This is a genomic window from Sphingomonas sp. AP28 (assembly GCF_056680455.1).
This window is the reverse complement of sequence record NZ_JBWXQI010000003.1, coordinates 177,382-203,624: the sequence shown is the minus strand read 5'-3', so window position 1 is coordinate 203,624 and position 26,243 is coordinate 177,382. Positions and strand designations below refer to the sequence as shown.

The window sequence follows — 26,243 nt, the reverse complement described above, 5'->3', positions numbered from 1 at the left end:
CTCCAGCGGCTGTAGCTTGTATGCAGCGTCTGAGCCTTCCCATGATGGGAGGTTGGAGATCGCTTTGTGCTGCTTTCACAACCGGGTGACATCACCGTGTCCCGACGCTCGATAATCGCTGGCCTGCTAGGTGTCGGTGCGACCGCAGCTGTTGGCAAGCCTGGTTTGGCGGCCGTCGCGCCGCATCTCGCCGAACAGTGGAACTTCGGGCCGCTATCTCCTGATTGGCAGCTGTTGGAAGTTGCAACCGGCGACACGCTGCTGGTGAAGGCCCGAGTGGCCGGATCGCCTGTCGAGGCGGTGCTGGATAGCGGAAGCGGTGCGTCAATCATCGACGTATCGCTGGCGCAGACCCTTGGGATGGCGAACGGCGAACGGCGCACGATAAGCGGTTTGGGCGGGAAGGCTCCGGTCCGCCTGATCCGTGATGTCGACGTGCTGTTCGGAAACCGGACACGCCGCTTGCCGTTCGCGGTGGTCGCGGACCTGGGCGCCCTGTCAGCCGCTTTCGGAAGACGGATCAACATGCTGCTCGGCGCAGATATGTTCATCGACAATTGCATAGCTCTGGATTTCGGGCATCGGCGCTTTGCACTCATGCCGACCGGCAGTTTCCCGGGCGGTGCAGACTGGACGCCGGTAGCTTTGGGGCATGGTGCAAAGCAGGAGCTGTATGTCTCTGCGTCGATCGGAGGCTTGAGCGCGGTGCCGCTTATGATCGACCTTGGCAGCTCTGCGGCGCTCATGCTGTCTTCGGCTTATGTCGATGCGCATGGCCTGACTCGCGGGCGAGCGACATCGACTGCGGCGCTTGGGGGTGTCGAAGGCGTTGCTACCGTCGACGTTTTCACAACGCCCAAGTTGACTATCGGCGGGCTCTCTGCCGAGAACATTCCGACGTTGGGAAACCGCAACTGGCTCTCGACCAGCACGGTCGGCAATATCGGATTGCCGCTAATTGGTCAGTTCGACGCCATATTTGATGTGACTGCCGGGTTTGTATGGCTCCGCCCACCTGCCTCCGGACACCGCCTTCCCATGTTGAAGGATCGAAGCGGCCTCGGGCTCGCAGCTTCCCCAACGGGCCTCGACGTCGTCCATGTGGCGGCGAACAGCCCTGCGGGGAAAGACGGTTGGATACCCGGAAACCGCATCGTTGCAGTGAATGGCTTCCCGATCGATGCGGATTACACACACGGGGCGCGTTGGCGATGGCGCTTCATGCCATCCGGAACGGTCATAAAACTCAAGGATCAGGCCGGTCATGACCGTCAGCTCCGACTTGCGGATTATTACTAAGTCTTTGGCGCACGGACCTCACCAATCGCCTGCATAATCCGGCAATCCGCTATCTGTTCGTTCGTGCAGCTTCGGGTAAGGGCCGCTAGCTCGTCGCGTAAGGATGCGAGCTGCGCAAGACGGCTCTCCACATCAGCAAGGTGGTGGGCGGCAATCGCGGATGCCGCGCTGCAATCCTGGGCTGGGTTCTCCGCCAGGTGGATCAGCGAGCGTATCTCGTCGATCGAGAAGCCGAGCCTACGGCCATTGCGGATGAAATGAAGCCGTTGCGCGTCCCCAGAGGCATAGGTCCGACGTCCGGACGCGGTTCGCGGTGGGGCCGCTAGCAGCCCGATCGTCTCGTAAAAGCGAATTGTCGTCACCTTTGTCGCGGTCTCTCGCGCAAGCTGGCCGATCATCATGGGTGCAATCGTCATAGTGTCATCCCGCTAATGCGAACGGATCGCAGATTCCGCTTGATCCTACAGTTACTGTAGCATGTAGGGGGACGCTATGACCTCCAACGAAGCAAGCTGCGGCTGCGCCGGCGAACCGGCTCGCGCGCAACATGATCCAGCCTACCGCCGCGCGTTACTGATCGTCGTGGTGCTCAACCTCGGCTTCGGTGTTGCCGAGCTGTTCGGCGGATTTATTGCTGACAGTCAGGCGCTGAAGGCGGACTCGCTCGACTTTCTAGGTGACGGCTCGATCAGCCTGCTTGGCCTGCTTGCGCTCGCCTGGGCACCTCGGGCGCGGTCTAATATTGCCCTCTCGCAAGGGCTGTTTCTTGGGGCTCTCGGAGTGGGCGTGATCTGCTTCGCGATCTGGCGAGCCCTCAACGCTACCGCACCTGATGCCGAGCTGATGGGCGCGATTGGCGTCGTCGCTCTGGCAATCAATGTCGCCTCGGCATTGGTGCTTGCACGCTTCCGGGAAGGAGACGCCAACGTCCGTGCGATCTGGCTGTTCAGCCGCAACGATGCACTCGCTAATGTGGCAGTGATCGCCGCTGCCGGGCTGGTCGCTTGGACGGGGAGCGCCTGGCCGGACTTGGCGGTCGCCGGTGTAATCGCACTCCTGTTCCTGCACTCGGCTTATGAGATTGTCACAGGCGCGTTGCGCGAACGAGGGCAGCGATAATGCGTTTCCTCGACGTGATCAGGGCGCTGCTCTCGGTTCGCTTTTTGGCCACGATAGTTGCCTTGCTCGTCCCCACCGCGGCGATGGCCGATCCGGCTGATGTGCAAACCGCGTGGCGGCTGCTCGACTATGTGGCGGTCGATTATGGTGGTGCCGTTGAGGCCGGCAGGATCAAGAGCAAGTCCGAATATTCCGAAATGAATGAGTTTGCTGCATCGGTTTCGACACGGCTTCTGAGCTTGCCGGCGAAGCCCGAACGGCAAAGCCTCATTCAAGGCGCCACCAACCTCCAAGCGCTTATTGGCCGCAAGGGATCGGCCGAACAGGTCGCTACCCTCGCGCATAGGCTCGCAGCCGATCTGCTGCGCGCCTATCCGGTGCCGCTTGCGCCCGACAAGGTGCCGGATCTCGCATCGGGATCTGCCCTATTCCAGCAGACCTGTGCCGCTTGTCACGGCATGACAGGGAACGGGCACGGTCCCGACGCGGCCAAGCTTTCCACGCCTCCGATTGCGTTCACCGATGTAACCCGCGCCCGGCAACGGAGTGTGTTCGCGCTTTATCAGGTGGTGACGCAGGGCATTGACGGGACGGCGATGCAGAGCTTCGCTGATCTGCCGAACGATCAGCGTTGGGCGGCTGCGTTCCGCGCTGGCAGCTTTGCCTTTACCGACGAACAGGCGCGAGAAGGCGCGCGGCTGTGGAAGTCGGACCCGGCGCTTCGCAGACGTATTCCGGATTTGAAAACGCTGGTCGCGCTCACCCCGGCTGCGCTCGCCACCTCAATCGGCGAAGCCAAGGCCGACGCCGTGCTCGCGTTCCTGCGTCGCCACCCCGATCAGGTGGTGCAACAGGCGCCGGGATCGCTCTCGCTTGCCCGTGCCGAGCTTGCCGAAAGTGTCTCTGCGGCCCGGCGCGGTAATGCGCGCGGGGCGAAGGAGCTGGCCCTGTCGGCGTATCTCGACGGGTTCGAGCCGATCGAACCGACCCTTACGGCGCGCGATGCGACCCTGATGGGTCGTATCGAGGGCGCTATGGGCGAGTTCCGCGCCGCGATCGACCGCGGTGCCTCGCCCGAAGATCTCGCAGAAAAGGTATCGGTGCTCGACGGTTTGTTCGACGATGCGGAAGCCGTGCTGTCCCCTGATGCCGCCACGGAGGCGTCCACCTTCCTGGGGGCATTTACAATCTTGCTGCGCGAGGGGCTCGAAGCGCTGCTCATCGTCGTCGCCATGATCGCATTTCTGCGCAAGGCCGATCGCACCGACGCGCTACACTACGTTCATGGCGGATGGATTGGCGCGCTCGTCGCCGGCGGCGTCACCTGGGCTATTGCGACCTATGCGATCGGGATCAGCGGCGCGAGCCGCGAGCTTACCGAAGGGTTCGGATCGCTGTTTGCAGCGATCGTGCTACTCTCGGTCGGCATCTGGATGCACGGCAAGGCGCAAGCCGATCAGTGGCAGCGCTACATTCGCGAGAAGATGTCCCGCGCGCTTTCGGGCGGTTCGGGCTGGTTCCTGTTCGGGCTGGCGTTTGTCGTGGTCTATCGCGAGGTCTTCGAGACGATACTGTTCTATGCGGCTCTCTCGGCGCAGGGGAACAACGCGATGCTCCTTGCCGGTGCCGGGTCAGCGGTTGCTTTGCTGGGCGTCATCGCCTGGGCCATGCTCCGCTACACCAGAAAGCTGCCGATCACGCAGTTCTTCCGTTATAGCTCTTGGCTGATGGCGGCGTTGACGGTCGTGCTTGCGGGTAAGGGTGTTGCCGCACTCCAGGAAGCTGGGATCATCGACATAGCGCCGCTTGCAGACGTACCACGGCTGTCGATGCTTGGTCTGTTTCCAACCTGGCAATCGGTGCTCGCGCAAATTCTCATGGCGGTCGCTATCGCCATCGGGTTCGCGTGGAACCGGCGTGGCGGAAGCCGGACCCAGAAAGCTGCCTCGGCCTAAAGTAGAGGCGGACCGCCTCCACGGTCCGCCTGCAGCCCGTCAACGTTGCTTGATGGCCGTGATGGTCGGACCCGCCGCGGTCACCTGCACCGTAAAATCTATCCGCTGCCCGACCTTGACGCTTCTAAGGAGCGTTGGCGGGTTGGCGACAAAGGCCATCGTCATCCCGGGCCATGCCAGTGCGGCGATCGGCCCGTGCTGGATCGTGACCTTGGCTGTCTTCGGATCAAGCGCCTTGACGATGCCGCTACCGTTGCCGGTTTTGGCGGCCTTCGTCGCCGTGCCCGGCATCGGTTTGATTGTCTGCGCTACTACGGAGGTTGCCGTGAGGCTGGCGACGATGAGTAGGACGATGGTTTTCATGTCTAATCCTTGATTGAAGAGGTAAGGGGGAACGTAGAAGCGGCAGGCTGGCGCGATCGTCGCAGCAGCAGATAGGCGGCGGGCAGCACCAGCATCGAAAGAAGTGGCGCCGTCAGCATCCCACCAATCATCGGTGCAGCGATCCGGCTCATCACTTCAGAGCCGGTGCCTGTCCCGATCAGGATCGGGAACAGCCCGGCAAGGATCACCGCGACGGTCATCGCCTTGGGCCGGACCCGAAGGAGGGCACCTTCGCGCACTGCCGCCGCGACCTCGGCATCGTTCGGTGTCTCGCCCCGGGCATCCAGCGCATGCTTGAGGTAGATCAGCATCACCACGCCGAACTCCGCTGAGACCCCGGCGAGCGCGATGAACCCGACACCGGTCGCGACCGATTGGTTGTAGCCGAGCAGATAGAGCAGCCATAGACCGCCGGTGAGCGCGAACGGAAGCGTGCCCATCACCAGCGCGGCTTCATCGAGCCGGCGAAAGGTCGCGTAGAGCAGCAGGAAGATGATGACCAAGGTCGCCGGAACGACGATCTTTAATCGCTCGACCGCGCGCTGCAGATACTCGAACTGGCCGGTATAGGTGACACTGACGCCGGGCGGCAGTTTCACCTTGGCGGCGATCGCGTTCTGCAGATCACGAACGATGGTGGTGAGCGGCGCGCCGCGCCCGTCGATGTAGATCCACGTCACCGGCCGGCCGTTCTCGCTGCGTAGCATCGGCGGTCCATCGGTAATGCGAACGTCGGCGACGGTGCCGAGCGTGATCTGCTGCCCTGCCGGCGTCAGCACGGCCAGGTTGCGCAAGCCCTCGATGCTATCGCGCAGCTCGCGCGGATAACGCACGCTAATCGGATAACGCGCGAGTCCCTCGACGGTCTGGCCGATCGTCTCGCCTCCGATCGCGCCCGACACGATCGACTGCACGTCGGCGACGTTGAGACCATAGCGTGCCGCAGCGGCCCGGTTGATATCGACATCGATATACCGCCCGCCGGTGAGCCGTTCGGCGAGCGCAGACCCCACCCCTGGCACGGTTTTCGCGACCTGTTCGATCTCGCGCGCAGCCGCGTCGATCTCGGCGAGGTTCGCGCCTGCCACCTTGATACCGATCGGACTCTTGATGCCGGTAGACAGCATCTCGATCCGGTTGCGGATCGGCGGAATCCAGAAATTGGCGAGGCCCGGCACCTTTACCGCCTTGTCGAGCTGATCGATCAATTTGTCCTGCGTCATGCCCGCGCGCCACTGATCCTTGGGCTTGAAGCGGATCGTGGTCTCGAACATTTCGAGCGGGGCAGGGTCGGTCGCGGTGTCGGCGCGGCCGGCCTTGCCGAACACGCTTTCCACTTCGGGTACGGTCTTGATGAGCCGGTCGGTAAGCTGGAGAAGCTGGCCGGCCTTGGCGGTCGAGATGCCGGGCAGCGCGGACGGCATGTAGAGCAGGTCGCCTTCGTTCATCTGCGGGATGAACTCGCCGCCAAGCTGACTGATCGGCCAGAGGCTGGTCGCAAACACGAGGCCGGCGATGACCAGCGCCTGTTTCGGCCGCGCCAATACCCAATCGAGCGCCGGACGGTAGATCCGGGTGAGGACGCGATTGATCGGATTGGCATTCTCGGACGGGATACGACCGCGGATCAGCAACCCCATCAGCACCGGGATCAGCGTGATCGACAGGATCGCCGCCCCCGCCATCGCATAGGTCTTGGTAAAGGCGAGCGGCGCGAACAGGCGCCCCTCCTGCCCCTGAAGGGAGAAGATCGGCACGAACGAGAAGGTGATGATCAGGAGGCTGAGAAACAGCGCCGGGCCGACTTCGACCGCAGCGGCGGTGATGACGCGCCAGCGCTCGGCACCCGCCAATGTCTCGTCTGGATGATCGTGCGCCCAATGTTCGAGATGTTTGTGCGCGTTTTCGATCATGACGACGGCCGCATCGACCATTGCGCCGATGGCGATGGCGATGCCGCCCAGCGAGAGGATATTGGCGTTCAGTCCCTGCACGCGCATCGCAATGTAGGCGATCAGGATACCGAGCGGGAGCGTGAGAATGGCGACCAGCGCCGATCGCACGTGCCAGAGGAACAGCGCGCAGACGAGCGCCACGACGATGAACTCCTCGATCAGCTTGGCGGTCAGATTGTCGACCGCGCGATCGATCAGGCCCGACCGGTCATAGGTGGTGACGACCTCCACGCCGGGTGGCAGGCTCTTCTTCAATTCCTCGAGCCGAGTGCGTACCCCGTCGATCACCTCGCGCGCGTTCTTGCCCTGGCGCATCACGATCACACCGCCTGCAACCTCGCCCTCGCCGTTGAGCTCGGCCAACCCGCGACGCATTTCGGGACCGATCTGAATCGTGGCGACGTCGCCGAGTGTCACGGGCACGCCGCCAACCGTCTTGAGCGGCACGCTGCGGAAATCGTCGAGCGTCTTCAGATAGCCGGTCGCGCGGACGATATATTCCGCCTCGGCCATCTCGAGGACCGATCCGCCGCTCTCCTGGTTGCCGCGCTTCAGCGCCTCGGTCACCGCCTCATGGGTAATCCCGTAAGCGGCCAGCTTCTGCGGATCGAGGACGACCTGATACTCTTTCACCATCCCGCCGATGCTCGCGACCTCGGCGACCCCCGGCACGGTCTTCAACTCGTAGCGCAGGAACCAGTCCTGGATGCTGCGGAGCTGTGCGAGGTCGTGACGCCCGGTCCGGTCGACCAGCGCATATTCATAGACCCAGCCCACCCCGGTAGCATCCGGGCCGAGCGATGCCTTCGCACCCTCGGGGAGGCGGCTTTGCACCTGGCTCAGATATTCGAGGACCCGGCTGCGCGCCCAATAGAGATCGGTCGCGTCGTCGAACAGGACATAGACGAAGCTGTCACCCACGAACGAATAGCCGCGCACCACGCGCGCCCCCGGCACGGACAGCATCGTCGTCGCGAGCGGGTACGTGACCTGGTTCTCGACGATCTGTGGGGCCTGGCCCGGATAGGTGGTGCGGATGATGACCTGGACGTCGGACAGGTCGGGCAGCGCATCGACTGCTGTCGAGCGCAAAGCGCCCACCCCGACGACGATCAGCGCGAGGGCTGCGAGCAGGACGAGGAAACGCGCCTTGACGGACGCCTCGATGATCCGCGCGATCACTTCGTGTCCCCCGTAATCGGGCGCGCGGCGATGCCGGTCAGGCTCGCTTCGCTGTCGAGCAGGAACTGGCCCGATGCGACGACCTTCTCGCCTGACGCCAGTCCGGCTAGGATTTCGGTCTGGCCGCTTGCCTCGCGCCCGATACGGACCTCGGCCGGTCGGAAACGACCCTTGCCGTCGGCGAGCATGACGAGCGTGCGCTTGCCGGTGCGGATGACGGCTTCGCTCGGCACCAGCAGCGCGGTGTCGGACGTGCCGCCCAGATGGACGGTCGCGAACATGCCGGGGCGCAGGCGACCACCGGGGTTACGCAGCTCGATCCGTACCGTCAGTGTTCGGCTGTCCGCCTGCGTCGTCGGCAAGACGGCGATGACGCGACCGGTGAAACGCTCACCGGGGAACCCCGCCAGATCCGCCGTCGCCGTCTGCCCGATTTTGACGGCGGTTGCGCGCACTTCCGGCACCGCAGCGTTCAACCAGACCGTGCCGAGGCCGTTGACTTGCGCGAGCGTCTGGCCGGGTGCGAGCGTAACGCCGGCGCGGGCATCGAGTGTCTGGATAACGCCCCCGATCGGGCTGCGGATGGTGGTCATCCCACGCCCGCCCGCCACGCCGCCCGGAATGCCGATCAGTCGCAGACGCTGGCGTGCGGCAGCGATCAACGATGGATCGCCGGTTTTGCGCACCGCTTCATATTCGCCCTGCGCGCCGCCCCATTCGGGGACCAACACGTCGGCGATCGGCGCCCCGGCACGGATTACGTCTCCCGGTGCGCGGCCATAGACCCGCTGGATGAAGCCAGCGGCACGTGCCTGCACGATTGCGATGTCGCGCTGATTGAAGTCGATTGCGCCGGTCACATCGAGCGTGCCGGCCAACGTGCCGGTGGTCGCGGTTGCAAGCCGGATCCCGAGGCTCTGCATCGCCGAAGGGTCGACCGTGACGCCTGGCTTTGCCGTTGGGCCGCTACTCGCGTCGACATATTTGGGGACCGTCTTCATCCCCATCGACGACAGGGAATCCGGATTGTCGTAATGCTCCTGCGGCACCATCGGGTCGTAATAATAGAGCGGCTTGCGAGGAGTATCCGGTGTCCCTGCGGAAGGTGCCCCATTTCGCGAGCCGGCCAGATAATAGCCTCCAGCACCCGCGACGAGGGCGACAGCGGCAAGCGTCGCAGCGAGCTGCGACCGTTGAAGTGACGTGGTCATTGGTCGGCGCTCCCGAACAGGAGAATGAGCCGCGCACCATCCGCGGCGACAGTCGCCTCGCGATCGAGCGTGGTGAGAACCGCGTCGGCAAGCGCGGCGTGCGCGTCGACGATGTCGGTGAGGGTGGCGCGCCCGGCGCTGTAACTGCCGGTCTCGAGCGTCACCCGCTGCTCGGCTAGCGGCTGCAGCACGTCACGGGCGCGCGACCATTGCGCGTGGTGCATCGCGTGATCGGCAAGACCTGCTTCGAGATCGGCGGTCAGTTCGCGCAAACTCGCATCTGCGCCGGCGCGTGCGCTGTTGGCATCGGCAGCGCGGGCCGCGATCAACGGTTCCTGGCGCCGCTTTTTGAACAACGGCAGGCCGATCGTGACGCCTGCGGACACATAATCGCCGAACCGGGGATCGCGGCGTTGGTAAGACAGATCGACGCCAAAATCCGGACGCCGTTCGGCCTCGGCGATACGGAGGTCGGCTTCCGCGCGATCGATCGTGGCACCCGCCAACACCAGCGTCGGATGCTCGCGAAGCGATGCGCGCAGGCGCGCAGGCTCTACCGTGAAGTCCGGGATCGGACCTGCGATGTCGGGGTCGGCTTCGCCCGTCCAGCGCGTGAGGTCGGCGCGCGCGCGGCCGACCATCGACACCAGTTCGTCGCGCCGGTCCTGTAATTTCGCAACAGCTTCGCGCCCGGCAAGCACCTGTGCTGGCCGCGATGCACCCGACGCGACCGCACCGGGTGACGCTTTGACGAAGCGGTCGAGCCGTTGAAGCACCGTGTCGAGCGCCGTAAGTCGACGCTCGGCATATGCGAGACTGATCCATGCAAGCGCGGCCTGGACCTTCACGATGCGCGCCTCCACGCCGGTTTCTGCGTCGGCGACGCCAATGTCCGCCTCGGCGCGACCACGTTGTGCGCGACGCTTGGCGAGATTGGGAATGTCCTGCGAGATACCGACGCGCGCCCAGGTGAAGTTATCGCGCTGCGGCTCGAACGCGAGCGGTCCCGAGATCGGAAAGCTGTCGATCCCGAGCGCGAGCTTCGGATCGGGCAACTGTCCTGCGGCGCTTCGCGCCGATCGTGTCGCATCGGCACCGAACGACTTCGCCTTGATCGACGGCGCGTCGGCAGTGGCTTTTTGCAGCGCCGCGTCGAAGGTCAGCGGTCCGGCAATCGCCGGCATACTGACCGACGCGAGCGCGAGCCATACCAGCGCGCGCGGCGCGCGGTGGCGTAAGGGGGTTCCCATTTCATCATGTCCTGATCCTTGAGTTCACATCGCGTCGTACCCGGCGCAGGCGCGCCAGGTCGCGTGACGGGCACGCGCGCGGACTTGAAATCAGATCAGGATCGAAGGCGGTTCTGGCTCGGGGGCGGTCGAACGGCCGCGCAAGGCTGCGAAGATACCGATTTGCTCATCGCGATCGGAGCGCGCCGCAGCCTGGAGCACGATCGATGGGTCGGACAGCATCATCGATCCGCCCGACGCCATCATGACGATGCAGCCGGCAAAGCCGCACTTGCACGGCTTGTGGACTGCGTTCTTCTCCGCCGCTGACATGCAATCCGGCATGGACGCCATGTCGCTCGTTGCCATTGCTGCCATGTCCATCGCACCCGCCGGGGCGGCAAGCGCCTGGGCGGGCTGCTGTATAGCAAGTCCGACAATCACGCCGATCAGCATCAGGAAAAGGGACAGACGCTTCACATGCACTTTCTGCGGGTCGCTTCGAAACCTGTCAATCCACCATACTTCTTCGCAACGTCAGCGATTTGGTTACATCGGGCACGAAGACACGGTCGGGCGCATCGGGGAGCCGGTCGTCCAAGATTTTGCCATCGGGACCATACAGTGTGTCTAGGCGCCGTGATGGGCATAGACGCGCTGGCCGGTCGGGCCGAACGCGATCACGTCGTAGGGCTGGGGCTTTACTCCTGAAACCTCCATACCGGGGGAGCCCATCGGCATTCCCGCGACCGCCAGTCCGCGCACGCCGTTCGGGTGCCGCGCAAGCACGCGTTTCATATCGCCGATCGGAACGTGCCCCTCGAACGCCATACCATCGATGATCGCGGTGTGGCAGGACGCGAGCTGCGCCGGCACGCCCAGGCGACGCTGGAAGGCGGCACGGTTAGCGTCGTCGATGATCTGGACCTTGCGGCCGAATTGCTGGCGAACCTGGGCCGCCCATCTCTCACAACAGCCGCACCCAGGATCGCGGTGCATGGCAATGTCGGCTGCGGCCGATGCTACCGCGGGAAGCGTCATCAACAAGGCGGTAGCGATGCCGCGAAGGCCGTATTTCATAGATCAGCTCCGAATTAGAAGCCCCGCCCTGCCGGGGGAAATAGGGGGATCGACAGGGCGGGGGAAAGCGCTCCTTACTGCGAGCGCTTACCATGCTTGCTGAGCCAAGCCTGTAGCTCCGCAATATCCTTTTCCTGCTTCGTGATCGTCATCTGCGCCATCTGGCGTGTCTGCGCGTCCTTGGCGTCGCGGACCGCGACGCGCGACATAGCGATAGCGCCGCGGTGATGCTCGATCATCTTGCGGGTCCACATTTCGGCGGCATCGCCCTGCTTGGCGGCCATCATTTTCTGATGCATGTCCATTTCGGCTTGGCCGTACGGGTTGCCCGCCATCATCTTTGACATGTCGCCACCGTTCATGCCGCCCATCTGGCTGTGATCCATGCCTTGCATCCCTCCGCTCTGCTGCGCGAGCGCGGGCGTCGTGATCAGGGCTAAAACTGCTAATGTCGATGCAAATCGCATTGTCGATCTCCTCGGGTTCTTAAGCCTTTTACGCGGCGAAAGCCTACATCCCTCAGCTAACTGGTCGCCTCCGCATTATTTCTGAGCGAGAACGGCGCGCACCCGTATCCACTCTTGCGGGGTCTCGGCGATCAGTCATCGCGTTGCCGGCTGCTGATCGGGTCCTGCACAGCCAAAGCTTCCCTGGTCGGGATCGCGATAACGGCGCCGAGGGGGCGACCCCTCCGGCCGCTTCCTAACGGATCGGCTGTAGCGTGTTAACGCCGGCGCTCTCGTCGGTCTCAGGCACTGGCGGCGCAACGCCCTTGTCCCGGTAGGAGGGCAGGTCGGGCGCGCTGTTAGGTGTGGGATGTGCCTCCAACCGTGCGATCATTCGCTTCATATCGGTAATCTCGCGCACCTGTGCGTCGATGATACCGTCCGCTAGCTTGCGGACCTCTGGATCCTTAATGTGTGCGCGCTCGCTGGTCATAATTGCGATCGAGTGATGTGGAATCATCGCCTTCATCCAGGACACGTCGTCCACGGTCTCCTGGCTGCGCACCAGCCACAGCGCGCCTGCGAAGACGACGACGCTCCCCGCGATGATCGCCAGGTTGACGCGCCGGTTCGGATACATTGACCACATGAAGCCGAGCATGATGATCGCCATCACCGCACCCATGTAGATTGCCATCCAGGTGCGCGTCTGGCTGTAGAAGACATGACTCAGCGCGTAGCTGTTCAGGTACATCAGCCCGAACATCACGATGGTCGAGGTCGCGATCATCGCAGCGAAGCGACCATAACCCGCACCCATGCTCATTTTATCTTTTTTTTCATCCATCACGCGTTTCCCTTCTCGAGCTTATGTTGCCCCCCAGCATTGCGGCGACGGCGCTTAGGCCAACGAAAATAAAGTAGGACCGCTCCCCCGAGCCACAACGTGAGCCCGCCGATCGCGAAAGCCAGCAGCCAGGGCGTGTTGAAGTTTTCGTGATTGGTCCAATCCATGATGTGAAGCCCCCAAAAGAAGTCGTAGAGCCGCCACGTTCCGGTTCGAACAGCCGCGATCCGGCCGGTGTCCGATGCGACAAATACTCGAGTAGAATCAGGGTCGGCGAAGGCAATGCGCCAAGCGGGGAGCGCTCCCCTATATTCGGGGCTGATACGCTCGATCCGCTCCACCGTTGCCGCTGGTTGTCCGCTGCCGCGCCAAGCGGCGCGCGCGATCGCTTCGGCTTGGCGGGCAGTCGGAGCTGGAAGTGCTGCGCCTGTCATCGCGTCGAACAGGTGTGTGCCCTTGGCGGTCGCGACCTCGGCGACGGGGCGCCCAAGCCACATGCGATAGGTCATGGCCTCGATCGGCGCACCCCTCGCGGCGACGATCGCCGATGGCGGCGCGAGCGCGATGCCGGTGGGGATGGCCGTCACGGCTTTGCGGTCGACGAGATGATCCCCATGCACCCGGTCGATCGGCAGGAAGCTCATCAAGGCGCCGCTCATGAACCATAGCAGGAGCTGCGCGCCTATGATGATCGCAAGCCATTTATGTGTGCGGCTTGCGAAAAGGTGCAGCCTCAATTTTGCGCTTTTCAGAACCACCCCTCCATCAACCTCGTCGCCGGCATCATTTTATGCCTGGCATCGCCTTCATCATCTCATCGTGATCGGCCGGGGCGCTGGCCACCAGTGCCTTATATTGTTCGGGCGTCATACCGGGGAGCTTGCGCACGAACGCGACCATATCCCAGATCAGCGGATCGGGATGCGTCTTGCCCCATGCCGGCATGGCGCTGAGCTTTACGCCATGCTTGATGATCCAGAATTGCTGTGCGGGGGTGAGGTCCTGGGCGCGTGCGAGTTCCGGTGCCTGCGGATAAAGGCCTTGGCTCATTTCGGATTTCTCGACGCCGGGACCTAGATGGCACCCTGAACACATCTCGCCGTATAGACCCGCTCCGACCGACACGCGCTGCGCCGACGCAAGATCTGCCGGTGGCGTAATGCCGCGAGCGTGCGCCTCGATCGACCGATCGCGCAAGCGTTCGAGCACCGAATAGACAGCTTGTGTGTGGGGCTCGTCGGCCGCAATGTTATAGACGCCAAGGTAAATGAAGACGCCTGCGCTCAGCGCTACGACGAGCGCGAAGGCAGCGACGAAGGAAAGGCTGGGCAAGTGCCGCTTCAATCCGGTCCGATCCATTTTCCAGCCCCCGTCTAGAACCACACTCGCACGCCCGCGACGAAGCTCGTCGTGGTTGGGTCCTTGCCCTCGGCGCGTGTGAAATCCGCTGTGCGTCCGGTCTGTGCGACATAGGAAACGCCAACATAGGGTGCGAACTGCCGCCTGATTTCGTAGCGAAGCCGGAGTCCTAGCTCGGCGTCGGTCAGCCCCGCACCAAGCCGGTTCTCTGGCACATTCTGAGCGGAAAGGTTGAACTCTACGCGAGGCTGTAGAATTAGCCGTTGCGTGATGCGCTGGTCATAATACCCCTCGAGGCGCCCAAGCACGTCGCCCTTCGTGCTTAGGAACAGCGCTCCTTCAACCTCGAACATATATGGCGCGAGCCCTTCAAATCCGATTGTTGCATAATTGCGCGAAGGGGACGGCTTAAAGTCGTGTCGGATGCCGCCCTGCAAATTAAAATAAGGACCGATCGCGCGGCTGTAGAGCGCCTGAATTTCAGCACCTTCGACACCCTCCCGGAACGCGCCCTCACCCTCGCTCTTCAGCCACAAGCGATTGATATCACCGCCAAACCACGCCTCGCCATCCCAACGATAGCCGTCGCGGCCTTGGCGCGCCTGATATTCCGCAAGATTGAACATTACCTGATAGAAGGGCTTACCGCCTTGCTCGAACATCATGGCGTTCCGCGCCTTCGCCATATCAGCCGGCGCGAACTGGCGGTCGGCGTAATGGTCCATCGGCGGCGCGGGGGCCGGCGCGTTCCCGGCGGACAGCGCCGTGCCGGTTTGTTCCATACCGGGCATCGCCGTACCGGGCATCGCCATCCCAGCCATGTCCGGCATAGCCTGCATATCATGACCACTGTGCTGGTCACCGGACATAGTCATCCCCGGCATCGCCTGCTGCGCGCCCTGTGGAGCCACTTGACCGGTCGCCGGCATCTCCATTCCCGGCATGGACTGGGAAGCGCCCTGCGCTGGCTGTGAGGTATCACCAGGCATGGCCATGCCCGGCATTGCCGAATGATCCATTCCCGTCATGCCGGCCATCGGGTCAGTCGAAGCTTTCGCCGGCGTTTTGCGCTTCGCAGCGACGGGCTTCGCCTTGGCACCCTTGGCTGGTGCGGACGATTTGGCCGCAGGTTTTTTTTGAGCTGGCATCGTCATGCCGGGCATGTTCATGCCCGACATCGATTGCGCAGCGACCGGAGATGCGAGGGTGAGCATGGCGGCCGACGCCAGCAGGGGAGCAAGGCGCGTCATGCGGCGTCTCCCCGCGGACGGACACTCACGGTTCGCATCATGCCGGCGTGCATGTGGTAGAGGAGATGGCAGTGGAACGCCCAATCGCCGACCGCATCGGCAGTAAAATCCCACGTTACCTTGCCGCCTGGCTGGACGATGACGGTGTGTTTGCGCGGCGCATGATCGCCGTGCCCCGTCACCAGCTCGAAAAAGTGGCCGTGGATATGGATCGGGTGCCCCATCATGCTGTCGTTGATGAGGTTGATCCGCACGCGCTCACCTTCGAGGAAGGGGATCGGCTCCATCATGTCGGACATCTTCACGCCGTCAAACGACCACATGAAGCGCTCCATATTGCCGGTCAGGTGAATGTCGAGGCTGCGGCTGGGAGCCCGCACGTCCGGGTTGCGTTCCAGCGCCATTAAGTCCCGGTAGACCAGCACCTTGTGGCCGACATCCTCAAGCCCCTGACCGGGGTCGCCGGTGCGATCCATCGGCATCGGCGAGATGGTCTGGACACCCGGCCCCTTCTTGACCTGCGGGGCTTTGGAGAAGTCGCGCATCTTCATGGACCCCATGTCCATGCCGGCCATGCCTTGCTGGCCGCCCATTGAACTATGGTCCATCCCCGCCATGCCGCCCGCGCTGCCGCTCGTCGCCATCGCACCGTGGTTCATCGCCGAATGATCCATCCCTGACATTGTGCCGCCTTGCGGCATTCCGCCCATTGCCATCGCGCCTGCTGCGATGCCGGCGCCGGGGGTGGTGAGACCGGCGGACGGATTCTTCTCGTTGGTCGGGTCGGGGCCGCGCATCTTGCCCATATCGCCACCCGACATATCCATGCCGCCCATCGACGACATATCCATGCCCATGTCCTTCATCGTCGCGAGCGGGCGCGGACGGAGCGCAGGCACCTCGGCCGCCATCCCGGGGCGCGGGGCGAGCGTTGCGCGCGCCAGGCCGGATCGGTCGATCGCCTCGCCGACGAGCGTATAGGCACGATTGTCGGTCGGGGTGACGATTGCATCGTACGTCTCGGCAACGCCAATCTGGAACTCGTCCACCTCGACCGGCATGACGTTTTGTCCGTCAGCCTGGACGATGCTGAGCTTGAGGCCAGGGATACGCACATTGAAGGTAGTCATCGCCGAAGCGTTGATCACGCGCAGTCGCACGCGCTGCCCTGGCGTGAACAGCGCTGTCCAGTTGTCGCGCGGGCCATGGCCGTTGACGAGATAGGTATAGGCGGGGCCGGTCGCATCGGAAATGTCGGTTGGGTCCATCCGCATCTTGCCCCAATCCACGCGGTCCTTGAGCGGCTGGTCCTTACCGGAAAGCACCCCGGCGAGGGTCTGGCGCTGATAGTTAAAGTGACCGGGGTCGACTTTCATGTCGCGAAAGATGGTAGCCGGGCTGAGCTGGCTGTGGTCCGACAGCACGATGACGTGCTCGCGGTCGAACTGCACCGGGTCGGCCCCTGCAGGATCGATCACGATTGGGCCGTAATGCCCAAGCTGTTCCTGAAGCCCGGAATGGCTGTGATACCAATATGTGCCGTTCTGCCGGATCGGAAACTCGTAGAGGAAGCTCGAACGAGCTTTTATCCCAGGAAACGAGATGCCGGGCACGCCATCGTACTGCGGGGGAACGAGCAGGCCGTGCCAGTGGATCGAACTGTCCTCGTCGAGATCGTTGATGACATTGAGACGAACGGTCTGCCCCTCGCGCAACCGGATCAGCGGGGCCGGCACGGTGCCGTTGATGCCGATCGCCTTGGACGCGCGGCCATCGATCAACATCGTCTGGCGCGCGATGCGGAGCGTAATGTCGTTGCCGGTGACGGTCGGGAGCGGGGTCGCCATCCCCGCTGAATTGGTCTGCGCCCATGCAGGCATGTAGGCCGATAGTGCAAGCCCGCCTCCTGCTAAGGCGGCCCCGCGTAGCATCTGGCGGCGGTCAAGAATGCGGCTCATACGGTCCTCAAGGCTCTAGAACGGGAGTATCCCTCTAGCCTTGATACGCGGCGCCAGCGCAAAGCCCTCAACTCCTTTGCAGGTAAAAGCGAGAGCGGGTGAAGGTACCGCGTTTCCCAGCAATCTTGCTCTGAACCGGCAGTGACGTAGTTTGTAATCGGCTGTTCAGCCAACGGCTGAGCGGGTCATCGCCCCAAGTCGGTCTGCGAGGCTGCGCCGCGCTCGATACAGGCGGGTCTCTACGGCCTTCTCACTGATCCCCAATACCTCGGCCGTCTCGGCTTGGCTCAAGCCCTCAATAGTGCGGAGGACAAGCGGTTCCTTCAAGTTTGCCGGCAAAGTCGAGATGGCGCGCGTCACCCGCTCCAGCTCCTGCCGATCGCCCGTGGCGTCGTCGATTGCGACCTGATCGTCTGCCACCGCTTCGGCCTCGGGGCCGATCGGCGCGGCGAACGACAGGAAGCGCCGCACGGTGCGCTTGCGCCCCCAATCCCGGCATTTGTTGATCGCGATCGTCGATAACCACGCGCGCATCGAACGATCGCCGTCGTAGCGAGGCAACGCCTGGTGAGCCGCGACGAACGTCTCCTGCACCAGGTCCAGCGCCTCGTCGGCTTCTCCGACGCAAGCCCTGACCATGCGGAAGACTGACTGGCGATGCCGACGCATGATCTCGGAAAAAGCGGCCTGCCTTCCTGCGATGCTGAGCGCTGCAAGCTCACCCTCGGTTAGCGTCGTCCAGTCGAGGCTCACGCACCAAGACTCAATGGACGTCGTCGGTGAGCGCCTTGACCACCGCCTGATCGAACTGCCCGGTCTGGTTCGGCCGGAGAAGCTGTCGCATCGCGAATATGTGCGCGAGCGTCGCCTTTTGTAGTTCGCCCATCGCGGCATGGCTCTGATCGACTGCGGCGGCGACCCGCGGGCCGTTGCCGTGCTCGGCCTCGATCGCCTCGGCAAGCCGCGCGTTGTCGGCTCTCAACTCCAGCTCGAACGCGCGCCGCTGCACCGCGAACCGCTGCTCCAATATCTGAAGGCGCGCCTCTTGGGTGGCGTCCAGCGCTAGCTTGTGATGCAGCACGTCATGCAGCTCCGCGCCGGGCTGCGCCCGGGACGGGAGAAGCGCCCGCCCGATGAACACGCCGATGATCGCCGCGACGAAGCACGCGATCACACCAAGCATGAGCCGGGTACGGCCGCTCACGGCGTGCCGACCAGCAAGGTCGATGGCGCGAGCGGCGACACTGGCCCAAGCGGGAATAGGAGAGATGCCGCGCTGGCCTCCTTCGCTGGAACGCCAGCGCCGAATATCCCCATGACGAGCGCAGCCGCGATCGTCATCGCGCCGAAGCCCATGCCGACACGGGCCACTGGCGCCGCAGAAATGCGCGCGAGCACCCTGGCTTCGATTCCGTCGAGGCTTTCGGGCACGGGTGCGTACGCGAGCCTCATCAATACTGCGTCGAGGTTGTTCATATCGTTCACTCCGCCCCTCTAGCATGAAATACGCGGGCGGGGCTCCTGTCCCTCACCCTCGGGTTGTGCGGGGTAGCCGGTCGAAGTGCGTACGTTGCGAGCTGCGCATGATCGGCGACCTGTTTGGTTAAACGCTACGCCCACGCCGGGCCGCAAGGCGAGGCGTCAGGGTTGGGTGGGTGGACAAAGGCCCGGTGGTCGAGCGACAGCCTCTATCTAGGCAGATTGGCTAAGCGACTAGTCGTGGACACGCGCGCATAGCAGACGAGCAGAGGCATTCTCCGAAAACTCAATACGGTCCAGCCGGATTTCGGAGAAGGAAACAAGAAGCGGTTTTGGGAGGCTAGGTATGCCGTTTCAACGTCCTTGGCCGATCGTGATAGCTCTCCCGTGGCGACCGTTTCTCGAAGAGGCTGCTAGGGTCCGACTGATTGCCTAAAAACTATCCGGTGATAGTCGGCAGCTTCAACTTTTGTCGTTTGGGCGGACTGGATTCAGTTGGTGTCGTCCGCAGGCCAGGTTTGCGGCCCAGGCCAATTTTCTTTGCCATGGCGCGACGCGCGGCTGAGTACGCTTCTGCCACCATCGGATAATCGGCCTTCAAATTATACCGGCGCCGATACTCTTCTTCGGTCAGGCCATGCCCTCCCAAATGGCGGCGCAAGGTCTTGTAAGGTTTGCCATCGATCATCGAGATGATGTGCTCCTTCGACGCGAGCGACTTGCGCACTGACACCGCCGGGGTGAACAGGTCAGCTGGAGGTTCCTCGACGCCTGCCGCATCTGGCTGACCGATCAGTTGCAGCACGCTATCTCGCATCGTGGCGAGAAACGCCGGCACGTCCTCGGCCGACGCGCGGGTGTTGGGATTACTCAACCATGCGATCGTCAGCTCGGTTGCGAGTTCGATAGCGCTTGGACCGGCGTCAGTCTCTGTCGTCATGAGCGACCCTTTGCGATGGGAAGCTTGTCCTTGAACGCCTTGGCGGGGACAAACACGACTTTGGTCGACGCAGCGATTTCCATTGGCTCGCCTGTACGTGGATTGCGTCCGGTGCGCGCGTTCGTACCCTTGCTGGAGAATTTGCCGAACCCCGGCAATGACACTTCCTCGCCGCGTGCAACCGCATCGCCGATACTGCCGAACACATGGTCGATCAGCGCGCGCGCCTTTACCGTGCTAAGTTCGCTTTCTGTTCCGACACTTCTCACAAGATCGTCCAGCTTCATGTAAAACTTTCCTTGCCGTCAAAGCGAATCAACGCACCGCAAAATAGCGGAGGCTTGTGGGCACGAGTGAGCTGCTGTGTCGACCGATAATATATTCAGCAGAGTTCGATGCCCATGAGGTCGGAACAGTTTTGGCTGTGCTCCGTGCCTCCACCCGCTACCAAGTGCGCATGCCAGGAATGTTTTACGCGCAGCGGCATCCGCGCCATCAGACTCCCGCAGGGGCTGTAGCATGCCCGCGCCGCTAACCCGTCGCCAAATAATGCAGCTGGGTGCATTGGTCGTTGGCGGATGGGCGGCCAGTATGGTGTTAAGGCGAACGGTGCCGATCGGACGTGACATCGGCAGGTCCAGCGCTTTGGCGAAAATCCTCGACGGAAAGGGTTTTCCGATGAGCGGGCCGGCTGATGCATCCCTGCATCTCGCTGTCTTTTCTGACTATCGCTGCCCAGCGTGCAGGCGTGCGTTCCCGGCGTTGGAAGAAGCAATACGCAAGGACGCAGACGTGCGCGTGATCTACAAGGACTGGCCCATTTTCGGTCCACCGTCGGAGCAAGCTGCACGGGTGGCGCTCGCGAGCGCCGAGCAGGGCATCTACCCGGCGGTTCATCGTCGGCTTATGACTGACAGTAGAGCTATTGACGATGGCATGCTCAGGAATGTCGTAACTGAGGCGGGTGGTGATTGGACCCGGACCATCGCCTATCTGACGTCGCACGACGAGCAAATCTCGGCGCTCCTTCGCACTAACGGTCGACAAGCTCTCGCGATCGGACTTCCGGGCACGCCGGGCTACCTTGCTGGGCCGGTGTTGGTCATCGGCGCGATTGACGAAGCGGATTTTACTCGATTGTTCGCTCGCGCGCGCGCTTCATGACGCACAAAGATCACATCCGCCTCTATCCAATGACATTGCGCTTGCATCGGCTACGCGTTCGCTGCCGACACGGCCTGTAATAGATCGATCATGCGCAGCGCTTCCGTTGCTCCGCGACACGATAGCGGTTCAGCCTGAATAAGCCCGCCCAGCCCAAGTATCGGTTGAAAGAAGCCCGGTAAACGCCCCCTGCATTGCGCAATGCAGCGCCTGAGCCCGCGGCTTGCAGGCTCCGCCGCGCCCCGAACGCCGCTAGGCCGAGTCCACCGATGTTAGTGACGACGGAGATGAAATCCACCGTCAGCGCAAACGGCGCGCCGACTATAATATTGTGTGCCAACCAGAAGGGAGCCCCGATCAGGAAGCCTACCTTCATCCGTATAGGCGATGGCTGATTGCGCGCGGCCATGCTTACTAAGCCACCGCAACCGGCCAGAAGCGATGATATGCCTGCCCATGTGATAAGAGCCAGCGCGGCAAGGACGACGAGGCTCGCGACATTGAGCGCAAGCCGCGTTCGACGGTCCCGTACGGTCAGCGCGATCATCAGCTGCGCTAGCGAGATGCCGCAAGCCACAGCTGCGGTCGAGGCGCCAAGGACGGCGAACTGAAATGTGAAGGCGGTCGCGCCTACGCCCTGGACGACGATCACCCGACGCAAACTGCGCAGGAACGGCCAGATAACAACGCAGCCCAGCCCGATCATGCCCAACAGAATGCTGGGCGCACTGCCAGCGGCCATCGCCACGGAAATAAAGGATGGCATGCTCTCTCGCGGAAATGTGGGACTACATCCGCATAATGAAGATACGAGGTTAATAAGCCCTTCATTGTACGAGATGCGCACGGCTGCGGGTCAGATTCGAGCTCGGCGCCGAGAGTCTTTGGGTGGAAATGCTCGTCGATGTTGCGGGCAGGATGTCTTGCCATGCGCAGCCGCGTGGCTTGGGCGAAGAGGTATGCCAACCTCCTCGCGCGCCTCTGGACCCTGTGTCGCCTAGAGCCGTGAGGGGTAAACACCGCTGCCGCGTAAATCAAACGGGGCCTGTCGTGTTCAGACAACCTTGGGGTCGGCCTGCGGTTGGGGATCACGAGATGGCCGATGTTGCGACAGGTCGCGCCGAGCGAACGGCGGAGGATCGATCACGGTCCTTTCATATCCTAGACATTTTACGGGGTCTTGCCGCCATAAGCGTCATCACGTTGCATTACCCGCAAGCCTTCGCCCCCTTCGTAGCAATCGGAGCATACCTCGCGGTAGACTTGTTCTTTGTCATGAGCGGCTTCGTGCTCGCCCGCGCTTATGATGTGAGGCTTCAAGACGGAATGGGGGGAGGGGCTTTCATCACTGCTCGGCTAATCCGCCTCTATCCGTTCTATCTGCTGGCCTTGGCGCCGGGCATCGTTGAACTCGCTTATTACTATCGAAACGATCATCTCGCAGCGGAGATAATGCTCTCCGGCATGTTCAACGTCGCGATGTTGCCTTCGCCACCGGTGGGTATCCCGTATCAACCGCTGTTTCCTGCGAACTTTGTAGCGTGGACTCTGTCATTCGAGCTGCTCGCCAACGCTGTTTACGGCTTTGGTTTCAGATTTCTGACTGTCGAACGACTGAGAATGATCACCAGCATATCGGGCTTGGTCCTTTTGGCATTGGTACTCATTCGCGGCAATCTTAATGGAGGAGCATATTGGCCTGATGCTCATCTAGCCGCAATCAGGGTCACCTTTTCCTTCTTTGTCGGAGTTTTGATTCACCGCGCTCGGGAGGAGGGAAGATTAGCAGCGCTGACTTCCGTCAAGCTACCCCAGGCCATCATCATCGTGATCACGATCGGCGCCCTTGGTGCGCCCATACCACCTGCCTTGCGGGGGCTATTTGATGCGGCCTGCGTGCTGTTTCTATTTCCGCTGATTGTAGCCGCTTCGGCTGGGCGCAACCCGGTTCCAAGTCGAGGAATCAGCGCTTTTCTGGGGGAGATTTCCTATCCCATCTATGTCTTGCAAATCCCCGTCTTTACGCTTGGGGTGATGGGCCTGCCCAAACTTCTACCAGGTCTTCCACAGTTACCTGCGCCATGGTCAGGGTTTGTCCTGTTGTCTGCACTCTGCATCGCCTCGTGGTTTATGGCCGCGCGCGTCGACATCCCGGCGCGGCGCCGGATGAACGCTGCGGTGCTGCGGCATCTCCAGCCTGGGTAGAGGCTTCATGATGCATAGGGATGACCTTTGATTGGCCAAGCCTGCCTATTCACATGCCACAATTCGAGAAAGCCTGACATGATCCAGCGCGCGAAGCTCCGTTTTCCTCATGTCACGCTACGGCCCGATCCGTCGCGTACCTTGGTCAGGCCATTCGAGCCCGGCTATCCGCGTGGCTTTGACGCTGGCACGACACGCACTCAGGAGACGGTCGACTTAATCCTATCGCTAGACGAGGCGGAATTGACCCGTCAGCTGGAGGGCGTCACCGCGTCACTCGACCAGAACCACCGCGACGTCGACGCGATGCTGCGGCGGCGTTTTGACGAGGTCGCGGATCACTTCGAAGGTGCCGATCGCTGCGACGACGCGCGACGCCGACTGATCGGAGCCTATTTCAGCCAGGAATATGCCTATGAGAGCGCAGCGTTGTTCAATCCCGGCGCCGTCCTACATCCCGACCAAAGCGGCGTTGTCGATGGCGAGGTTCGGATCATCCTGTCGCTGCGCGGGATCGGCGAGGGCCACCTTTCCTCGGTAACGTTTCGCACGGGGCGATGGAAACCGGGCGGCGCGTTGATCGTGGATGATCCCAGTTCGGTGTCGATGCAGCCGATCATCGAGCGTGCCGATACCGACGACGCGGTCCGCCTCCGCTATGGCGGCAGCGAGACTTTGTCGGAAACCGTGCTGTTTCCGGTGTTGCCTAGCCAACGCCAGGGTATCGAGGATCTCAGGCTGGTCCGCTTTGACGAAGGTGACGGCACGGTCGCTTACCATGGGACATATACCGCGTTCAGCGGCGCAGAGGCGCGATCGGAGCTGCTGACCACGACCGACTTCAGCACCTTCGAGATGCGCGCGCTTACCGGCGATGCCTCGACGGGCAAAGGGATGGCGCTTTTTCCCCGTCGGGTCGACGGCTTGTTCACGATGCTGGGCCGCCAGGACAACAAGAATATCTGGCTGCTGAGATCTGACGACATCCTCCGCTGGGGCGGCGGCGCCAAGCTGATCGAGCCGCGCTATCCCTGGGAGTTTGTCCAGATGGGCAATTGCGGCTCACCGATCGAGGTAGACGAGGGATGGCTGTTGTTGACGCACGGGGTTGGCACGGTCCGCAACTACTGCATCGGCGCCTGCCTGCTCGACAAGGGCGACCCCTCAAAGCTTCTGGCGCGTACACCTCGCCCGGTTCTGGCTCCCAGCCCCAAGCAGCGCGATGGCTATGTCCCCAATGTCGTCTACAGTTGCGGCGCGCTCGTTGTCGGCCGCGATCTGCTGCTCCCCTATGCAGTCGCGGACAGCTTTACCGCGTTCGCGACCACGACGGTCGACGATCTGCTCGCAGTGATGGAGTGAGCAGGCGGCGCGCTTTGAGGGATTTCCGCGCCAGATGCGTATCTATTAATATTGGCGGCTCTGGCGCGTCTGGTCAGCCGGTGTGTCCGGCCGGCGCCTGGGGTCGGCAGCAGCGTTTGAGGCCGTGCATGCGCCTTGCAGCCTCGGCGACAGTCGTGATCCACGCTCAATCGATGGAGGCTCCACATGTCACCGCAGATTTTGAAACTTTCGGCAATTTCCGGTCTCGCAGCGGCACTTGGCGGTTGCGCGACGTATGGTCTTCCGAGTCGTAATATCGCCTATTTCGCGGTGCCGTGTAACACACCAGGAGCTTTCGTAGCGCAGCCCTTGTCAGCTCCGGACGCGCCTCCAGCCGCGCCGGTCCCAGCGGCCCAGACGCAAGGTGTACGATCTTGCCTGATTGCAGTGCCGGCCCAAAATCTCGCGTATAACGGTCGCTATCGGGGCGGCGGGGGCTATTACGACCCCTACTATGGCTATCCGGGCTATGGGTCACCCTTTTACGGTTCGGTTGGGATCGGCTTCGGACTCCACGGCGGTGGTTATGGACACGGCGGCGGCTTTGGCCATCGCGGTGGATTCAGCCATGGCGGTGGCGGCGGTCACGGCGGCGGTGGTGGTCACGGCGGTCACGGGGGCCATTGAAGCGCCGATCTGTTCGGGCTTGTTCATGCGGGAAGCTCGGCCGCAGAACCACCATCCAACTTTGCTCAAATGACGACCAATGGGCGTATGCGGAACAGGAATGATCCTGCGTGACACCCGACGTGAGGGACGATCGCCGTGCACGCGTAAACGTGAATAGAGCGCGCGCTAGAGCCGGCTTGGGGGAATGGCTTTATGAGCACGGCAGCTGACGGGTCGACGTCGCAGAACAACGTGGATTGCATCATCATCGGAGGTGGCCCCGCCGGGCTGACGGCCGCGACCTATCTCGGGCGTTTTCTACGCAACTGTGTTGTGATCGACGCGGGGGCGGGCCGCGCAAGTTCGATCCCGCGGTCACACAATCTGCCAGGCTTCCCAGACGGGATTGGTGGTGCGGATCTGCTGTCGCGTATGAAACGGCAGGCGCAGGCGTACGGCGCAACAATCCAGCAGGGCAGGGTGGTTCGCCTGGCGATCGTCGAGGACGGGTTCTCGGTCGCGACGGACACGACAAGCTGGCAGGGCCGTACCGTGATCCTGACGACCGGCGTTCGAAATCACCGGCCCTCGATGCCTCAGGAGACGCACGACGACGCATTGGCGCGCGGCCTGATCCGCTACTGCCCAGTGTGCGATGCTTATGAGGCGAAGGGCACCAATATCGCTGTGCTCGGCTGTGACGATCATGGCGCTGCCGAGGCTGAGTTCCTACGCCCCTACGGCGCACGCGTGACGCTGCTGGCGCAACGCTCGCCCGAACTCTCCTGGCCGGACGAGGCGCGGCTAGTTGGGCTCGGTGTCGAAATAATCAAAGAAGCGGTCGATCAAATATCGATCGATGGCGATCAACTCGCGGTTCGACTGGCAGATGGACGCCAGCTCTCGTTCGACACCCTGTATCCTGCGCTTGGCTCTTCACCGCACACGCAACTCGTCGCAGAGATCGGGGTGAAGCTTAGCGAAGGCGGTTGCGTTGTCACCGACGCGCATCAGCAGACCTCGGTTAGCGGTTTGTTCGCGGCGGGCGATGTTGTCGAAAGTCTCGATCAGATCAGTGTCGCAATGGGCCAAGCCGCGCAGGCAGCGACCGCGATCCACAACTTGCTGCGCGGTAGCGGGGACAGGTGACCCTATTGAGATATTTACTGTAAGGGCTAGTCGCGGCGCT

The 26,243-nt window shown here is 62.7% G+C and carries 27 protein-coding genes; 7 read left to right on the top strand and 20 right to left on the bottom strand.

Annotated elements, in window-relative coordinates:
- Nucleotides 1-66: 66 nt before the first annotated feature.
- A complete protein-coding gene (locus tag AC1MH0_RS22160) occupies nucleotides 67-1,299 on the top strand; it encodes a pepsin/retropepsin-like aspartic protease family protein (RefSeq protein WP_480966250.1) in 1,233 nt (410 codons plus the stop codon).
- Here the strand turns inward: AC1MH0_RS22160 and AC1MH0_RS22155 are convergent.
- Nucleotides 1,296-1,697 (bottom strand): MerR family transcriptional regulator, encoded by a 402-nt coding sequence (locus AC1MH0_RS22155; protein WP_121905647.1) that lies wholly within the window; start codon nucleotides 1,695-1,697, stop codon nucleotides 1,296-1,298. The genes AC1MH0_RS22160 and AC1MH0_RS22155 overlap by 4 nt on opposite strands.
- A gap of 94 nt (nucleotides 1,698-1,791) precedes the next feature.
- Here AC1MH0_RS22155 and AC1MH0_RS22150 point away from each other — a divergent pair, with 94 nt between their 5' ends.
- Both AC1MH0_RS22150 and AC1MH0_RS22145 read left to right on the top strand, forming a co-directional pair.
- Entirely contained in the window at nucleotides 1,792-2,418 is a 627-nt protein-coding gene (locus AC1MH0_RS22150) for a cation efflux transmembrane domain-containing protein (protein ID WP_480966249.1), read from the top strand.
- The gene (locus AC1MH0_RS22145; protein ID WP_480966248.1) at nucleotides 2,418-4,373 is read left to right on the top strand and encodes an FTR1 family protein; all 1,956 of its coding nucleotides are present in this window, start codon (nucleotides 2,418-2,420) and stop codon (nucleotides 4,371-4,373) included. Before AC1MH0_RS22150 ends, AC1MH0_RS22145 begins: the two co-directional genes overlap by 1 nt.
- 39 nt (nucleotides 4,374-4,412) lie before the next feature.
- Here AC1MH0_RS22145 and AC1MH0_RS22140 read toward each other — a convergent pair whose 3' ends face one another.
- The 17 genes from AC1MH0_RS22140 to AC1MH0_RS22060 form a co-directional block, all read right to left on the bottom strand.
- A complete protein-coding gene (locus AC1MH0_RS22140; protein WP_480966247.1) occupies nucleotides 4,413-4,736 on the bottom strand; it encodes a copper-binding protein in 324 nt (107 codons plus the stop codon).
- 2 nt (nucleotides 4,737-4,738) lie between these two features.
- On the bottom strand, nucleotides 4,739-7,894 hold the full coding sequence (locus tag AC1MH0_RS22135) for an efflux RND transporter permease subunit (RefSeq protein ID WP_480966246.1): 3,156 nt from the start codon (nucleotides 7,892-7,894) through the stop codon (nucleotides 4,739-4,741).
- Nucleotides 7,891-9,105 (bottom strand): efflux RND transporter periplasmic adaptor subunit, encoded by a 1,215-nt coding sequence (locus AC1MH0_RS22130; protein ID WP_480966245.1) that lies wholly within the window; start codon nucleotides 9,103-9,105, stop codon nucleotides 7,891-7,893. Before AC1MH0_RS22130 ends, AC1MH0_RS22135 begins: the two co-directional genes overlap by 4 nt.
- A complete protein-coding gene (locus AC1MH0_RS22125; RefSeq protein WP_480966244.1) occupies nucleotides 9,102-10,355 on the bottom strand; it encodes a TolC family protein in 1,254 nt (417 codons plus the stop codon). The genes AC1MH0_RS22130 and AC1MH0_RS22125 overlap by 4 nt, the downstream gene beginning before the upstream one ends.
- Before the next feature lie 90 nt (nucleotides 10,356-10,445).
- Nucleotides 10,446-10,814 carry a hypothetical protein gene (locus AC1MH0_RS22120; protein WP_480966243.1) on the bottom strand — a complete coding sequence of 123 codons (369 nt, stop codon included), beginning with the start codon at nucleotides 10,812-10,814 and terminating at the stop codon, nucleotides 10,446-10,448.
- A gap of 150 nt (nucleotides 10,815-10,964) precedes the next feature.
- A complete protein-coding gene (locus tag AC1MH0_RS22115; RefSeq protein ID WP_480966242.1) occupies nucleotides 10,965-11,414 on the bottom strand; it encodes a DUF411 domain-containing protein in 450 nt (149 codons plus the stop codon).
- 74 nt (nucleotides 11,415-11,488) lie between these two features.
- Nucleotides 11,489-11,881, bottom strand: coding sequence for a DUF305 domain-containing protein (locus tag AC1MH0_RS22110; RefSeq protein ID WP_480966241.1), 393 nt, complete (start codon nucleotides 11,879-11,881; stop codon nucleotides 11,489-11,491).
- Nucleotides 11,882-12,116: 235 nt separating this feature from the next.
- On the bottom strand, nucleotides 12,117-12,707 hold the full coding sequence (locus AC1MH0_RS22105) for a DUF305 domain-containing protein (protein ID WP_480966240.1): 591 nt from the start codon (nucleotides 12,705-12,707) through the stop codon (nucleotides 12,117-12,119).
- On the bottom strand, nucleotides 12,707-13,465 hold the full coding sequence (locus AC1MH0_RS22100) for a PepSY domain-containing protein (protein ID WP_480966239.1): 759 nt from the start codon (nucleotides 13,463-13,465) through the stop codon (nucleotides 12,707-12,709). Before AC1MH0_RS22100 ends, AC1MH0_RS22105 begins: the two co-directional genes overlap by 1 nt.
- A 25-nt stretch (nucleotides 13,466-13,490) precedes the next feature.
- Nucleotides 13,491-14,066 carry a c-type cytochrome gene (locus AC1MH0_RS22095; RefSeq protein ID WP_480966238.1) on the bottom strand — a complete coding sequence of 192 codons (576 nt, stop codon included), beginning with the start codon at nucleotides 14,064-14,066 and terminating at the stop codon, nucleotides 13,491-13,493.
- A gap of 14 nt (nucleotides 14,067-14,080) precedes the next feature.
- Nucleotides 14,081-15,316: a copper resistance protein B gene (locus AC1MH0_RS22090; protein ID WP_480966237.1), complete on the bottom strand. Its 1,236-nt coding sequence runs from the start codon at nucleotides 15,314-15,316 to the stop codon at nucleotides 14,081-14,083.
- The gene (locus tag AC1MH0_RS22085; protein WP_480966236.1) at nucleotides 15,313-17,274 is read right to left on the bottom strand and encodes a copper resistance system multicopper oxidase; all 1,962 of its coding nucleotides are present in this window, start codon (nucleotides 17,272-17,274) and stop codon (nucleotides 15,313-15,315) included. Before AC1MH0_RS22085 ends, AC1MH0_RS22090 begins: the two co-directional genes overlap by 4 nt.
- A gap of 165 nt (nucleotides 17,275-17,439) precedes the next feature.
- On the bottom strand, nucleotides 17,440-18,027 hold the full coding sequence (locus AC1MH0_RS22080; RefSeq protein ID WP_480966235.1) for an RNA polymerase sigma factor: 588 nt from the start codon (nucleotides 18,025-18,027) through the stop codon (nucleotides 17,440-17,442).
- A 10-nt stretch (nucleotides 18,028-18,037) separates the two neighbouring features.
- Complete coding sequence (locus tag AC1MH0_RS22075) at nucleotides 18,038-18,478, bottom strand: periplasmic heavy metal sensor (protein WP_037527296.1); 441 nt, start codon at nucleotides 18,476-18,478, stop codon at nucleotides 18,038-18,040.
- Nucleotides 18,475-18,750 (bottom strand): hypothetical protein, encoded by a 276-nt coding sequence (locus AC1MH0_RS22070; protein ID WP_037527298.1) that lies wholly within the window; start codon nucleotides 18,748-18,750, stop codon nucleotides 18,475-18,477. Before AC1MH0_RS22070 ends, AC1MH0_RS22075 begins: the two co-directional genes overlap by 4 nt.
- Before the next feature lie 442 nt (nucleotides 18,751-19,192).
- Nucleotides 19,193-19,693, bottom strand: a complete 501-nt coding sequence (locus AC1MH0_RS22065; protein WP_183937224.1) for a Ros/MucR family transcriptional regulator — start codon at nucleotides 19,691-19,693, stop codon at nucleotides 19,193-19,195.
- Nucleotides 19,690-19,980, bottom strand: a complete 291-nt coding sequence (locus AC1MH0_RS22060) for an HU family DNA-binding protein (RefSeq protein ID WP_480966234.1) — start codon at nucleotides 19,978-19,980, stop codon at nucleotides 19,690-19,692. The genes AC1MH0_RS22065 and AC1MH0_RS22060 overlap by 4 nt, the downstream gene beginning before the upstream one ends.
- A 358-nt stretch (nucleotides 19,981-20,338) precedes the next feature.
- On the opposite strand from AC1MH0_RS22060, the gene AC1MH0_RS22055 reads away from it, so the two are divergent.
- Nucleotides 20,339-20,857, top strand: a complete 519-nt coding sequence (locus tag AC1MH0_RS22055; RefSeq protein WP_480966233.1) for a DsbA family protein — start codon at nucleotides 20,339-20,341, stop codon at nucleotides 20,855-20,857.
- Nucleotides 20,858-20,945: 88 nt separating this feature from the next.
- Here AC1MH0_RS22055 and AC1MH0_RS22050 read toward each other — a convergent pair whose 3' ends face one another.
- Nucleotides 20,946-21,623, bottom strand: a complete 678-nt coding sequence (locus AC1MH0_RS22050) for a YgjV family protein (protein WP_183937222.1) — start codon at nucleotides 21,621-21,623, stop codon at nucleotides 20,946-20,948.
- 329 nt (nucleotides 21,624-21,952) lie between these two features.
- On the opposite strand from AC1MH0_RS22050, the gene AC1MH0_RS22045 reads away from it, so the two are divergent.
- Together AC1MH0_RS22045 and AC1MH0_RS22040 are read left to right on the top strand one after the other, a co-directional pair.
- The gene (locus AC1MH0_RS22045) at nucleotides 21,953-23,062 is read left to right on the top strand and encodes an acyltransferase family protein (RefSeq protein WP_480966232.1); all 1,110 of its coding nucleotides are present in this window, start codon (nucleotides 21,953-21,955) and stop codon (nucleotides 23,060-23,062) included.
- 78 nt (nucleotides 23,063-23,140) lie between these two features.
- A complete protein-coding gene (locus AC1MH0_RS22040; protein WP_037527161.1) occupies nucleotides 23,141-24,424 on the top strand; it encodes a glycoside hydrolase family 130 protein in 1,284 nt (427 codons plus the stop codon).
- A gap of 495 nt (nucleotides 24,425-24,919) precedes the next feature.
- Here the strand turns inward: AC1MH0_RS22040 and AC1MH0_RS22035 are convergent, their stop codons facing one another.
- A complete protein-coding gene (locus tag AC1MH0_RS22035) occupies nucleotides 24,920-25,099 on the bottom strand; it encodes a hypothetical protein (RefSeq protein WP_183937220.1) in 180 nt (59 codons plus the stop codon).
- 207 nt (nucleotides 25,100-25,306) lie between these two features.
- Between AC1MH0_RS22035 and AC1MH0_RS22030 the strand changes: the two genes are divergently transcribed.
- A complete protein-coding gene (locus AC1MH0_RS22030) occupies nucleotides 25,307-26,203 on the top strand; it encodes an NAD(P)/FAD-dependent oxidoreductase (protein WP_480966231.1) in 897 nt (298 codons plus the stop codon).
- Nucleotides 26,204-26,243: the final 40 nt, after the last annotated feature.